The following is a 12,944-nucleotide window of genomic DNA, read 5'->3' as shown; positions in this document are numbered from 1 at the left end:
GCGTACCCATGTGTTGGAATAGATTCACATAATATGAAAGTAATGTTAGGAAGCGTGTCGAAAAATATTTTTTTGACACCCCACCAACGGGTCAAACCGTTGATAAATCAATATTTATAGAGGGAGGTAAATACCTGTACAACTTAAGAGGATGTATGTAAATATTCTAAAAATCTGCTGATTAATCCTCTTGAATATAATCTGCCCAATTACTAGCCCAATAAATACCAATGGCATTGCATAAAGGCTGGATACCCATATTATTTGGTCCGTGCCACTAAAGATTATTTGGGTTATTAAACTAATAAAATATATAAACAGATAAAAAGCTAACGTAGTTGCTCGTAGCTTTCCCTTTTCGGTATCCGTCCCTGTGAAGTAAAGCAATAATGGAGGTCCTGGCATACCGATACTTGTTGTTAATAGACCAGATAACCCACCAATTACAAAATCCCTATATGGTGTTTGTTTAACCTTGAAATTTCCCATCAATAGCAATGTTAATATTAAAAGTAAGATGCTTACGGTTATTTTAAAAACGTTTATATTAATGGAAATAAAGATTAATATCCCAAAAGGGACACCAACTATACTTCCTAAAGTAAATCTTTTTAGTATGACAAAATCAATGTCCGATCTTATTTTCCAAATGAGTGACAAGGAAATAATTAAAGATAAAATAATGTTAATTTGTATGGCTTCTTGTGGCAAGAATAACATTAGCAAGAAAGGCGTAGCCATTATAGAAAAGCCAAAACCTGTACTTGTTTGCAGAATAGAGGCCACTAAAATAATACATATAAAAATTAATTGATCCCCCAAAACAGACCTCCTACTAATTTGGGACTTGTAGAGAAAAAATATTCTCTGTTACTAAATGAGCTTAGAATAAACAATCATTGTTCCAGGAATAGTGAGAACCATGATGGAAAAAAGCACAGCCAGTACTTGGGTCGAATCAAGTGTTAGTGACCCAAGGGGACCAGTTAGCCTAAAAAGAATAAGCATTGTGCCGAATAACACAAAATAATTGACCATCATTGCTTTTCCTTTAATTTCTTTAGAACGTTCATCGTTTGGAAATAAATGTGGTGAAAGATAGGCAAACATTAGCTGACTTAATCCTAGAGCTAGCAGCATGATTGAATTGGGAAATTCCCCATTGAATAGATCCTGGTAATTTAAATAAATACCCATCCCAGTTAGAAAGATACCTAGAAAGAAATAGATCATTTGATTTTCTTTGGTTTTATTTCTTCTAGCCATTCGTCAGTCCTCCTCATAAATAAAAATATCTTCAATTTGACAGTGAAATACACGAGAAAGTTTAAATGCTAACGTAATAGATGGATTGTAGCGCTCCTTTTCTAGTGAAATGATCGTTTGCCTTGATACATTCAACTGCTCAGCTAATTCATCCTGAGTTAAATGGTGTACCGCGCGCAAAGCCTTAATATTATTTTTCATATGATCACCTACTCGAGGTAAATTTTACTTTACGTTAAGTGTACTTTACAACTCTTCTTTTTATAAGTCAAGTTCACACGGATACAAATGTATTAAAAAGTGGGACAAGGAATCTGTCCCACTGTCCCACTTCTTATTCTTTAACCTTCAATAATCGGAGTGAATTGAAAACCACAATGAGTGTAGCGCCCATGTCTGCGAAAATGGCCATCCATAAGGTGAGCCAGCCTGGAACGATTAAGATGAGTGCCAGTAATTTGAGTCCGAGGGCGAATATAATATTTTCTTTAATGATTCTTAATGCCCTGCGGCTTAATTGAATGGTATAAGGTAATTTATTTAAGTCATCAGCCATTAATGCAATATCAGCTGTTTCAATGGCTGTATCGGTTCCAGCACCGCCCATGGCAATTCCAACCGTTGCAGTGGCCAAGGCTGGTGCATCATTAATGCCATCTCCTACCATTGCCACTTTCCCGTATTGTTTCCTTAATGATTTAATGGCTGCTAATTTATCCTGCGGCAATAATTCGGCCTTTACCTCGCTTACTCCGACCTGCTTGGCTATTGCTTGACCTGTTGCCTCATTATCTCCAGTTAGCATAATAGTCTTTTGAATACCAATAGCTTGCAATTTTTGAATCACTTCAGAGCTGCTCTCACGCACCTGGTCGGCAACAGCAATTAACCCAATAATCTCCTCAGTGGTACCTACTAACATAACGGTTTTTCCTTGAATCTGTAATGTGTTCACTTCTTCATGTACAAAACTAGAAAGAGGAGTCATTTCTTCAAAGAGCTTCGGACTCCCTATATAATACTTCTGACCATTTACGAAAGCTTTTGCACCTTTACCTGTAATGGAATGAAAATCATCAGCTCTATAATCATTTAGGGAAATCCCTGCTTCTTCAGCTTTGCGAATAATCGCAGAAGCTAACGGATGCTGTGAAAATTTTTCAATGGCCATTGCAATCGCTAATAATTCATTCGTATCATGCCCGTCGATAGCTTTCATATTTGTTACTTCAGGTGTTCCTTTTGTTAACGTACCTGTTTTATCAAAAGCAATGACCTTTAATCTTCCTGCTTCTTCTAAATGAATGCCGCCTTTAATTAAAACGCCTTTCTTTGCTGCATTCCCAATCGCTGTAACAATAGCAACAGGAGTAGAAATGACTAATGCACAAGGGCAACCGACAACGAGGACAGCAAGGCCGCGGTAAATCCATTCAGACCAATCGCCTCCTATAAAAATTGGAGGAATAATCGCGATTAATAAAGCAATTAACATAATTGCAGGTGTATAGTATTTCGCAAACTTATCAACAAAAGCCTGAGAAGGAGCTCTTTCGGCCTGTGCTTCTTCTACTAAATGAATGATTTTTGCAAGGGTTGTGTCTCTAACGCGCTTTGTTACCCTTACTTCTAATGATCCCTCTTCATTTAATGTTCCCGCAAATACCTCATCACCAATCGTCTTTAAGACGGGGATGGATTCTCCAGTGATGGCTGCTTGATTGATCGAGGATTGCCCTTTTATTACTTCGCCATCCATGGCTAGCTTTTGCCCTGGTTTTATGATTAAAGTATCGCCTAATTCAATGTCTTCAACAGCTAATTCTAATTCTTGCTGCCCGCGTCTAATGAGTGCTGTCTTTGGTGCAATATCCATTAGCGAGCGGATCGATTCGCGTGCTTTATCCATTGAATAGCTTTCTAATGCTTCGCTTAAGGCGAATAAGAAAACAACGACTGCTCCTTCACTCCATTCACCGATAATGGCAGCACCGATGATTGCGATCGTCATGAGCGTTTTCATATCAAATTGAAGTTTTGTCAGATTTCTTAATCCTACTATAAATAAGTTATAACCACCGATTAGAATAGCTAAGGCAAAAATTAATATGGTGGCCAAATGCTCTTCTCCAAGTGAATATATGGAGATGTAGCCGAAAAGGAGAAAAATAAGCGAAGCCATTGTTGTCCGATTTTCTGCCTTTTTCCAGAAAGGTATTTTTATCTCTGGGACCTTTTGATTCTCAGGAAGTACTTTAATACCATCGAAGGCGCCAGCTTTTTCTAGCTGTTCAACTGTTGCCTCTCCGATCACAGTTAGCTTTGAAGCGCCAAAATTTAATTGAACATCATTGACGGTTTCAATCTCACGAACATTCCTTTCAAATTTTGCTGCACAGTTGGTACAGGAAAGACCTTGTAAACGATATATTTCTTTATTATTTTCGATTGCTTTCCCCAATATGGACACCTTCTTTGGAATGAATGGATGCGATAGACACTAGTTGATGTACATGTTCATCTGCAAGGGAATAGAAGACAAGCTTTCCTTCTTTTCGATGCTTGGCTAATCCCATATCTCGCAAAAGCCGTAAATGATGGCTTGCTGTAGCTGTTGATGAGCCGATAATATTTGCTACATCACAAACACATAATTCTTCTTCTATTGTTAGGGCAAATGCAATTTTTATTCGGGTTGCATCAGCCAATGCTTTAAAAAGTAATTCTACACCACTTACTTCATCTACCCTCCTTTTTACGCGATTGACCTTTTCCTCATCAAAGCAAAATGTTTCACATGTATCATTCGTACTTAAATATTTATTGTTTTTACTCACATTCGCACCTCATTCAAATGATCATTTGATTGTATTTAATTATAGTCTATGTGGTAAAATCCAAATTGTCAAAATATTATTTGGAACAAATATGTTGATTGATTGGAGCGGAAGGTGCGAGACTCCTGCGGGAGTAGTGGGACAGGTGAGATCCCGCAGGAGCGTAAGCGACGAGGAGGCTCAGCGCCCACCCCGCGGAAAGCGAGCGGCCTGGAGCGGAAATCAATCTGTACAAACTAGTGCTAATTAGCAACAATGTTTGCGAAAATAGCCTATTTTAAAAAAAGATGAACGATTGGCCATCTTGAACGGTCTAATATGTAGCAGGGGGTGGGAGTGTGGATTTAGATTTGGCGAAACAGGCAATAGCAGGTGATGAACAAGCATTATTAGAACTATTAAAGCTGCATGAAGATATGCTCTATCGAACAGCATATGCCTATTTGAAAAATGAGCATGACGCGATTGAAGCCATTCAAGAGCTTACGTATCGGACATTAAAAAAGATCCATACTGTAAAAGAACCGACATATATAGGAACATGGCTTGTACGAGTATTAATTAATATTTGTTTAGATATGAAAAAGAAACAAGAGAAACTCCTCTACAATTATGAACATGATATCCCATCAACAAATGATCAACGATTAGAAATGGCAGATATAATCGCACGCCTTCCAGTAGATCAACAGGAACTCATTTATTTAAAATACTTCCAAGATTTAAAGAACGGAGAAATTGCGCAGTTGAAGCAAATTCCAGAAGGCACCGTGAAATCAAGATTACACAAGGCGTTAAAAAAGTTACGTGTACTCATTGGAAGGGGGGAAGTATAATGCCAAACGTTAATGAACGTGATTTGATGAAGCTAGAAGAAGAACTGGAAAGTATTGAAGTGCCGAAAGAGGCCTTACACCAAGCACGTTTAAGAGCGGCAAACCAGCATCGTTCGGAGAGGAAAAGAAAGCATCGGCTGTACTCGGTCATAAGTGCAGCAGCTATTTTTATATTGCTGTTTGTCATGTCGGTTCGTGTATCTCCAGCTTTTGCGCAGACTGTTGCGAAGATCCCCGGACTTGCTTCTATAGTTGAAATGATTGCCTATGATAAGGGAATTGAAGATATTGTCGAAAATAATTACTTTGAGGAGCTCGATATTGTTGTAAAAGAGGGAGATTATACACTTACTTTACAAGGTGTAGTAGCCGATTATTCGGGAATGATAGTATCGTATAAGCTAGAAGCACCATTTGATCTTTCAAAATTGGAGAGTAATGAGGTGTTCGTATCCCAGCAAGGTACTCGACTGAATGCCTCAAGTACGTATAGTGGACCTCCTTCAGACGAAACGAAGGTAATAGAACAAAAGATTGAAATTGTCTCAAGCGAAGGGCTATCATATGGAAATAAATCATTTGAGTTCAATCTTCTCCTAAGTGATGCGGATAAGACTAAATTTACTGTACCATTTACACTAACCAAACCAATTGAGCAGCCAAAGGTTTATGAGGTCAACCAATCCACTGTCGTGGACGGTCAAAAAATTCATATTAAACAACTGAAAGTTTCGCCATCACGGGCAGAGATTCAACTAGCGATAGATGAACAAAATAACATGCAGATATTAGATTTCACCTCGATTAAGTTGGTTGATGAAAAAGGGGAAGATTGGGGTAAAATTCAAAATGGCATTGTTGGGTTCGGAACCGTACGCGACGGGGAAGTAAGCATTTTTATACAAAGTAATTACTTTAGAAGGCCAAAAAAACTCACATTAATTATGGAGAAGATCGAAGCACTTCCGAAGGGTGAGGACTATATAGAAATTGATTTTGCGCAAAAGAAGGTTTTAACTGTGCCGGATGGATTGGATATTGATATTGAAGTGATGTCGAGTCATTCTATAAAAGTACTACACCCAATAGCAGATTCCAAACATTTTAAAGCAATGTTCTCATATGGAGTAGATCAAGATGGCAATAGGTATTATCCCGGTCATTTAGCACAACTATCAAGTGAAGCAGATCCATATCTAGAATCAACCCACACATTTGATTTTGAAAAGGAAATGAATCTGCTTCGTATGTATATCAGTAACTATCCGCTCTATTTAGATGGGAAAATAGAAGTTGACATCCCACTAGATTAATCTGCTGCAGTTTTAAATAAGCTTAACTTGGCTGGAGCAAGAAATGTAACCACTTGTCCAGCTTCTTCAAAGATTAGATTTGAGACAAGGGGATTATTTCGTCCCCTTGCCTTATTATCTTTTCTTCTTTTTTGAGTTGTCTACAACCGTTTTGCCTTTGTTGACTTTTTCTAGAAGAACTTGTACGTGGTAGTTTTTATTGTCTGAGCTTTTTACACTTGAAATACTCCCTTTACGTCCTTTAATGATTACATTTTCACCGACAGATGGAACACGTTTAAGCAGCTGGCTTAATAACAGGTTTTTGTTTTCATAAAAATAAACAACAAACATTTTCGTCTCACCTATTTCATTTAAAATGTGATATTCTATCTCTCTAATAAAATATATAAATTTCGTTACTTATAGACCAAAATAGATGATAAAAAATATTATCTGACTGTTGACAATTATCGGATAAAAATGGTAATCTTCAAGAACACTAAATAAATTTTTCAGGGAAAGGAGGAATGGGCAATGAGAGATCGCAAAGTGTGCACCTTAACAATTAATTTCATACATTGTCCATACCTCTTCTCTGTGTAATTGCGAATTCCAAATACAAAGAAAGGCATAGGCGCGACTTCTATACCTTTCCTAAAGATGTATGCTCTTTTTAGGGTATGCATCTTTTTTTGTTTTCGGAATCATTAGTGAACAAACCTAAAAGGAGAAGATGACAATGTGGAACAAACAAAGAAGATTGATTTTCAAAAAGGAGTTGCTAGATTGTGGGTAGCCATTGTAAAAGCTTAAGCAAGGAAGAAGGTATGATATATGTTTGATGTTTTAGGGAAGTTAGGCTGGTTTTTTAAACAGTATTGGAGACAGTATACAATAGCGATTATCTTATTATTGCTCGCCACTTTATTGGAAGTGGTTCCGCCATATTTTCTTGGTTCGGTTATCGATATTTTAACAGCAGGAGAAATGACTAAAGCAATCTTAGGCCAATATATTCTTATATTTATTGCCATTATTGTCTTTGGCTACTTTTTGAATTTCTTTTGGCAATATCGCTTATTTGAAGGGGCACTGAATCTTGAAAAATTAATGCGCCGTAAGCTAATGCGTCAATTTTTAATAATGACACCGACCTTTTACGAAAAAAATCGTACAGGTGACTTAATGGCACGTGCAACAAACGATCTAAATTCCGTTTCTTTAACGGCGGGATTCGGGATCATGACATTAATGGATTCTACATTATTTTTGGGCGCAATTATTTTTGCGATGGGCTTTATGATTTCATGGAAATTAACGTTCTTTGCGATGCTGCCAGTGCCGATTATGGCCGTGTTGATTCAGTATTTAGGCAAGCTTGTCCATGAACGATATATGAAGGCACAGGATGCATTTGGTGAATTGAACGATAGTGTTTTAGAATCGGTTGCAGGTGTGCGTGTGATTCGTGCTTACGTACAAGAGAAAAAAGATGAAGTAACTTTTGCTGATATGTGTGAAGAAGTATACGAGAAAAATATGCATACAGCAAAAATTAATGCCTTTTTCGGGCCAATTACAAAGGTCGGAACAGGGATTAGCTATGTTGTGGCACTTGGTTATGGCGCAGTCCTTGTATCCAATGGGGAAATGACTGTTGGCCAACTCGTCACGTTTAATGTTTATTTAGGGCTTGCCGTATGGCCAATCTTTGCGATAGGTGAGTTAATAAATGTCATGCAGCAAGGAAATGCTTCACTTGATCGAGTGCAAGAAACCCTTGACTATAAAGCAGATGTGCAAAATACGGAGAAGCCAGTTGCAATAGCAACTCCTAGTGCTATTGGATTTGATGACTTAATGTTCCAGTATCCAACAAGCCAGGTGAAAAATTTACAGCAAATTTCCTTGTCGCTGAAAAAGGGAGAAACCCTTGGGATTGTAGGGAAAACAGGGGCAGGCAAAACGACCTTCCTAAGACAATTACTACGTGAATATCCACTTGGTGAGGGCCAATTAAATATTAGTGGAATTGATATAGCCTCACAAACAAAAGAACAGATTCTTGATTGGATCGGATATGTACCACAGGATCATGTGCTATTTTCACGTACGATCAAAGAAAATATCTTATTTGGTAAAGAAGATGCAACAGATGCTGATTTGGAGAAGGCAATTCACCTTGCTTATTTTAAAAAGGATTTAGAGAATTTACCGATGGGACTTGAAACCCTTGTTGGAGAAAAAGGGGTTTCATTATCAGGAGGACAAAAACAGCGGGTGTCAATTGCACGTGCACTTATTAAGGATCCTGAAATACTCATTCTTGATGACTCACTATCAGCTGTCGATGCCAAAACAGAGGCTAGTATCATAAGGAATATTCAAAATGAGCGTAATGGCAGGACAACGATTATTACAACCCATCGTTTATCAGGTGTACAGCATGCAGATCAAATTATCGTGCTGGACGATGGGCAAATTATCGAACAAGGGACGCATGAAGAACTTCTGCAGCAAAATGGCTGGTATAAAGAACAATTTGACCGTCAACAGTTAGAAGGAGGCGGGGCATGAGTACGAGTAAACGGCTAACGAAATATGCATTACATTATAAAGGGACTATTTTTCTTGGTCTATTTTTCTTAACACTTGCTGTATTTACGGAGCTAGCGGGTCCATTCATTGCCAAATATATTATCGATGAACATATGACCATTGGAAAAATAGAAGTTGAGCCAATTGCTTGGCTGCTTAGCTTATTTTTTATTTTAGCAATTGCCACTGCGATCTTACGTTATTTTATGTATATTTACTTGCAAATGGGCGCAAACCGGGTTGTGCAAAAGCTGCGTCAGGATGTATTTGGGCATATTCAGACATTGCCTATTCAATATTTTGATCATCTTCCGGCTGGGAAAATTGTGGCACGTGTGACAAATGATACTGAAGCAGTAAGGAATTTATATGTGCAGGTGCTTTCGAATTTCGCGACAAGCTTCATATCTATTGCGGGTGTGTATATTGCGCTGTTTATTCTAAATTGGAAAATGGCGCTGATTGCCCTAGTCATGATTCCGATTGTTTATCTTTGGATGATTTTATACCGAAAATATGCTTCACAATATAATGAAGTCATTCGTACAAAAATTGCTGATATTAATGCCATGATTAATGAATCTATTCAAGGGATGACAATCATTCAAGCTTTTCGCCGTGAAAAGCAAATGACGAAGGAATTCGATGAGATGAATGAAGAGCATTATGCATATGGGCGAAAACTATTGTTTCTAGATTCAGCCACATCATTTAACCTTGTCAATACACTGCGGCTTACTATGTTTACGATCTTCATCATTTACTTTGGAACACAATCGTTTACAACGGTTGAGGTTGTTTCAGCAGGAACACTTTATGCTTTTGTTGATTATTTAACGAAATTATTCAATCCGATAACGAACGTCGTTAATCAATTTTCGCAGCTCGAACGCTCACTAGTTGCAGGGAAGCGTGTATTTGAGGTATTAGATACAAATGGGGAAGAAGTATCTCAGGAAACGATGCCAAGGTATGAGGGACATGTCGTTTTTGAGGATGTTTCATTTGCTTATAAAGACAATGACTATGTTCTGAAGAACTTATCTTTTGAAGCGAATCGTGGAGAAACAGTAGCACTTGTCGGCCATACAGGTTCAGGGAAAAGCTCGATTATGAACTTGCTATTTCGCTTCTACGATCCATCGAAGGGGAAGATTTCTATTGATGGTGTAGATGTAACCGCTGTGCCAAGACAGTCGATGCGTCAGCATATGGGGATTGTTTTGCAGGACCCATATTTATTTACCGGAACGATTGCCTCAAATGTAAGCTTGAACGACCCAAGTATCACACGAGAAAAGGTAGAAGAAGCCTTGAAAGCGGTTGGAGCAGAGCGTGTACTTGGGCACCTTGAAAAAGGGATAGATGAACCAGTTATTGAAAAAGGCAGTACACTTTCTTCTGGGCAGCGTCAGTTAATTTCCTTTGCACGGGCACTTGCCTTTGACCCTGCGATTTTAATATTAGATGAAGCAACATCTAATATTGATACAGAGACAGAAGAAATCATTCAGCATGCGATGGATGTTCTAAAGAAAGGCCGTACAACATTTATCATTGCTCACCGCCTTTCAACGATAAAAAATGCTGATCGCATCCTTGTACTAGAACGCGGTGTCATTAAAGAACAAGGCACTCATGACGAATTACTTGAGCAAGGCGGCATCTATGAGCAAATGTATCAAATGCAAGCAAAATCACTGCAGGTATAAATGCGGGATTAGAATATACATAAAAAGCCATCTGACTGGGATCAGATGGCTTTTTATTATAGGCTCTTTTCATAAACTTTCGTTCTAACTTGGATCTTGTTGAAGCCTGTACTTTTTGCTATTGGAGTCTTGGACATTGTTCATTTAACAATTGGGAAAGTAATTTTAGCTATCGTCCCTTTATTGACCTCGCTTTCATATTCAATCGAACCATTCAGCTCCCGGATAATTTTGTTTGTCACCATGCTGCCAAGCCCTGTCCCTTTAGATTTTGTTGTGTAATAGGGCAGGCCAATTTGCTTTAACTGTTCGTTTGTCATACCTTTCCCATTATCTTTGATCCTTATTTCTATAATATTGTTAGAATGGTCATGATCGATATCAATAAAAACAGTTCCTTGATTCGATATGGATTCTACTCCGTTTTTTATCACATTCATGATAGCTTGCTTTAAATGAGGCTCGTCCCCGTGAATGTAAAATGGCTCTTTATTTTCAAAGTCGATGGTCACATTAGAATAGGTGGCAAGTGGCCTCATTAATTGAACACAGTCATTAATTACATCATTTATGGAAATAACTGATAATTGAAACGGTTCAGGTTTGGAGACTTTCAAATAGTTTGTAATAATATTGTTGGTACGATCTAGTTCTTCCAAAATCAAGGGTGAAAATTTCTTCAATTGCTCATCTTTAGTATCGGTACTTAGAAATTGGATAAATCCTCTAACAGTTGAAAGCGGGTTTCTAATTTCATGTGCAATAGAAGCTGTAAGCTGGCCAACCATCGTCAACTTATCGACATAAACCATTTCCTCAAATTGCTTATTAATCTTTATCAAGTTTTCAATGACAAAGATTAGGGCTATATTTGTAAGATATAAGATAATAAAGTAAATGATATAAAAGGATAATTTTAAAAAATTTAAACTAAAATAAATGATTGTAATATAGATTATAAAATAACAAATAACGACCAGTGACCCCATCAGAAGTCTAGACTTCGCGTTAAGAAAATATCTCCTTAAAAAAATTGTAACTAAGAAGGCAGCGATGGATACCATGATTCCAGTTATAAAGAACTGTCCGCCAATAAAATAGCGGACCAAACATACGCTAACTAAAACAATGCCTCCAGGAAGCCAGCCTCCATACAGTGACAGGATGATGATGGCGCACATCCTTAAGTCAAAATTTGTGGCACCTAAGGTTTCAATTGGATAAAGCATACAAAAGAATGCACCAAAGGATCCAATCAGTCCATAAATTACTTTTTGCTTTAAAGAGATGGGGACTTTCGTTTGAAATGGGAAAAATAAATTCGCATTAAAGGTGAAAGAAAATAATATTGTGATATTAACTAACAGTGGTTTGATTAAACTAAGCAAAAAATCCCTCCCACTTAAATTAGAGCTGATCTTCTATATGCATCCTATCTAGGGATATAAATGAATGTTCAATACTAGGAAATTAGTCTACTATGAATGATACCCAAATCCTAGAAGCATGTACACCCTTCCTTCATGAAAAATGTGGGACATGAAACTTCTCCCAATAAGCAGAAATACTTTTAATTAAAATAGTTTAGTGCTAAACTATATATGAAGTTGAATGTAAGGGGGATGTTTTGGTTGGGTAAATTACAAGATAAGGTTGTCATTATTACTGGGGGTGCCGGCGGGATCGGCAGTGGAATGGCAAAGGCCATGACGAAAGAAGGGGCAATCGTAACGATTGTAGATTTAAATGAAGAAACTGGAACAGCGATGGCAAAGGAATTACAAGCCATTTCTCCCAAATCAATGTTCCTTCAAGCGAATTTAATGGATCGTGAAAATCTTGGTCAAATTATCAAAACTGTCGTAGAAAAATACGGTAGATTAGATGTATTAGTAAATAATGCACATGCTTCAAAACAAGTAACCATTGAAGAAACCACACAAGCGGATTTAGATTTATCATTTGGGACAGGGTTTTATCCAACATTTTATTTAATGCAAGCGGCACTTCCTTATTTAAAGGAAACAAAAGGGAATATTATTAACTTTGCTTCTGGTGCTGGGTTAGCTGGACATGAAACCCAAGGTGCTTATGCAGCAGCGAAAGAAGCCATTCGTGGACTTTCACGTGTAGCTGCCAATGAATGGGGCCGATTTGGTATTAATGTTAACTTAATTAGTCCGATTGCCTATTCACCTGGTGTGGAAGCCTGGTCAAAAGCACAGCCTGAATATTACGAAGCAGTGAAGAATAAAATTCCATTAGGACGCTTTGGGGATGTAGAAAATGATATCGGCCGAGTGGCTGTGTTCTTAGCTTCTGAGGATTCACAATATATTACTGGCCAAACCATCATGGTTGATGGCGGCTCAATCATGCTTCACTAATACTCTAGTTTTT

The 12,944-nt window shown here is 37.7% G+C and carries 12 protein-coding genes; 5 read left to right on the top strand and 7 right to left on the bottom strand.

Going from position 1 to position 12,944, the window contains the following annotated elements:
- Nucleotides 1-114 precede the first annotated feature (114 nt).
- From ACFYKT_RS21890 to ACFYKT_RS21870, 5 genes are all read right to left on the bottom strand, one after another.
- Nucleotides 115-822, bottom strand: a complete 708-nt coding sequence (locus tag ACFYKT_RS21890) for a sulfite exporter TauE/SafE family protein (RefSeq protein ID WP_389224193.1) — start codon at nucleotides 820-822, stop codon at nucleotides 115-117.
- A gap of 51 nt (nucleotides 823-873) precedes the next feature.
- Nucleotides 874-1,266 carry a hypothetical protein gene (locus ACFYKT_RS21885; protein WP_389224190.1) on the bottom strand — a complete coding sequence of 131 codons (393 nt, stop codon included), beginning with the start codon at nucleotides 1,264-1,266 and terminating at the stop codon, nucleotides 874-876.
- Nucleotides 1,267-1,269: 3 nt separating this feature from the next.
- Nucleotides 1,270-1,467 (bottom strand): helix-turn-helix transcriptional regulator, encoded by a 198-nt coding sequence (locus tag ACFYKT_RS21880; RefSeq protein ID WP_389224187.1) that lies wholly within the window; start codon nucleotides 1,465-1,467, stop codon nucleotides 1,270-1,272.
- Nucleotides 1,468-1,600: 133 nt separating this feature from the next.
- The gene (locus tag ACFYKT_RS21875) at nucleotides 1,601-3,736 is read right to left on the bottom strand and encodes a heavy metal translocating P-type ATPase (protein WP_389224184.1); all 2,136 of its coding nucleotides are present in this window, start codon (nucleotides 3,734-3,736) and stop codon (nucleotides 1,601-1,603) included.
- A complete protein-coding gene (locus ACFYKT_RS21870) occupies nucleotides 3,705-4,103 on the bottom strand; it encodes an ArsR/SmtB family transcription factor (protein WP_389224181.1) in 399 nt (132 codons plus the stop codon). The genes ACFYKT_RS21875 and ACFYKT_RS21870 overlap by 32 nt, the downstream gene beginning before the upstream one ends.
- 338 nt (nucleotides 4,104-4,441) lie before the next feature.
- Here ACFYKT_RS21870 and ACFYKT_RS21865 point away from each other — a divergent pair, with 338 nt between their 5' ends.
- On the top strand, nucleotides 4,442-4,939 hold the full coding sequence (locus tag ACFYKT_RS21865; protein ID WP_389224178.1) for a sigma-70 family RNA polymerase sigma factor: 498 nt from the start codon (nucleotides 4,442-4,444) through the stop codon (nucleotides 4,937-4,939).
- Nucleotides 4,939-6,252: a DUF4179 domain-containing protein gene (locus tag ACFYKT_RS21860; protein ID WP_389224175.1), complete on the top strand. Its 1,314-nt coding sequence runs from the start codon at nucleotides 4,939-4,941 to the stop codon at nucleotides 6,250-6,252. Before ACFYKT_RS21865 ends, ACFYKT_RS21860 begins: the two co-directional genes overlap by 1 nt.
- A 114-nt stretch (nucleotides 6,253-6,366) precedes the next feature.
- On the opposite strand, the gene ACFYKT_RS21855 is transcribed toward ACFYKT_RS21860, so the two are convergent.
- Nucleotides 6,367-6,585, bottom strand: a complete 219-nt coding sequence (locus ACFYKT_RS21855; RefSeq protein WP_389224172.1) for a hypothetical protein — start codon at nucleotides 6,583-6,585, stop codon at nucleotides 6,367-6,369.
- 483 nt (nucleotides 6,586-7,068) lie between these two features.
- Between ACFYKT_RS21855 and ACFYKT_RS21850 the strand changes: the two genes are divergently transcribed.
- Together ACFYKT_RS21850 and ACFYKT_RS21845 are read left to right on the top strand one after the other, a co-directional pair.
- Nucleotides 7,069-8,811 carry an ABC transporter ATP-binding protein gene (locus ACFYKT_RS21850; protein WP_389224169.1) on the top strand — a complete coding sequence of 581 codons (1,743 nt, stop codon included), beginning with the start codon at nucleotides 7,069-7,071 and terminating at the stop codon, nucleotides 8,809-8,811.
- Complete coding sequence (locus ACFYKT_RS21845; RefSeq protein WP_389224166.1) at nucleotides 8,808-10,544, top strand: ABC transporter ATP-binding protein; 1,737 nt, start codon at nucleotides 8,808-8,810, stop codon at nucleotides 10,542-10,544. Before ACFYKT_RS21850 ends, ACFYKT_RS21845 begins: the two co-directional genes overlap by 4 nt.
- Before the next feature lie 140 nt (nucleotides 10,545-10,684).
- Here ACFYKT_RS21845 and ACFYKT_RS21840 read toward each other — a convergent pair whose 3' ends face one another.
- Nucleotides 10,685-11,932 carry an ATP-binding protein gene (locus ACFYKT_RS21840; protein ID WP_389224163.1) on the bottom strand — a complete coding sequence of 416 codons (1,248 nt, stop codon included), beginning with the start codon at nucleotides 11,930-11,932 and terminating at the stop codon, nucleotides 10,685-10,687.
- Nucleotides 11,933-12,175: 243 nt separating this feature from the next.
- On the opposite strand from ACFYKT_RS21840, the gene ACFYKT_RS21835 reads away from it, so the two are divergent.
- Nucleotides 12,176-12,931 carry an SDR family NAD(P)-dependent oxidoreductase gene (locus ACFYKT_RS21835; RefSeq protein ID WP_389224160.1) on the top strand — a complete coding sequence of 252 codons (756 nt, stop codon included), beginning with the start codon at nucleotides 12,176-12,178 and terminating at the stop codon, nucleotides 12,929-12,931.
- Nucleotides 12,932-12,944 lie beyond the last annotated feature (13 nt).

Source organism: Cytobacillus mangrovibacter (assembly GCF_042865275.1).
Taxonomy (GTDB): domain Bacteria; phylum Bacillota; class Bacilli; order Bacillales; family Cytobacillaceae; genus Cytobacillus; species Cytobacillus mangrovibacter.
Note: the sequence above shows the minus strand (reverse complement) of the source record. Positions and strands in the feature narration are given on the sequence as shown.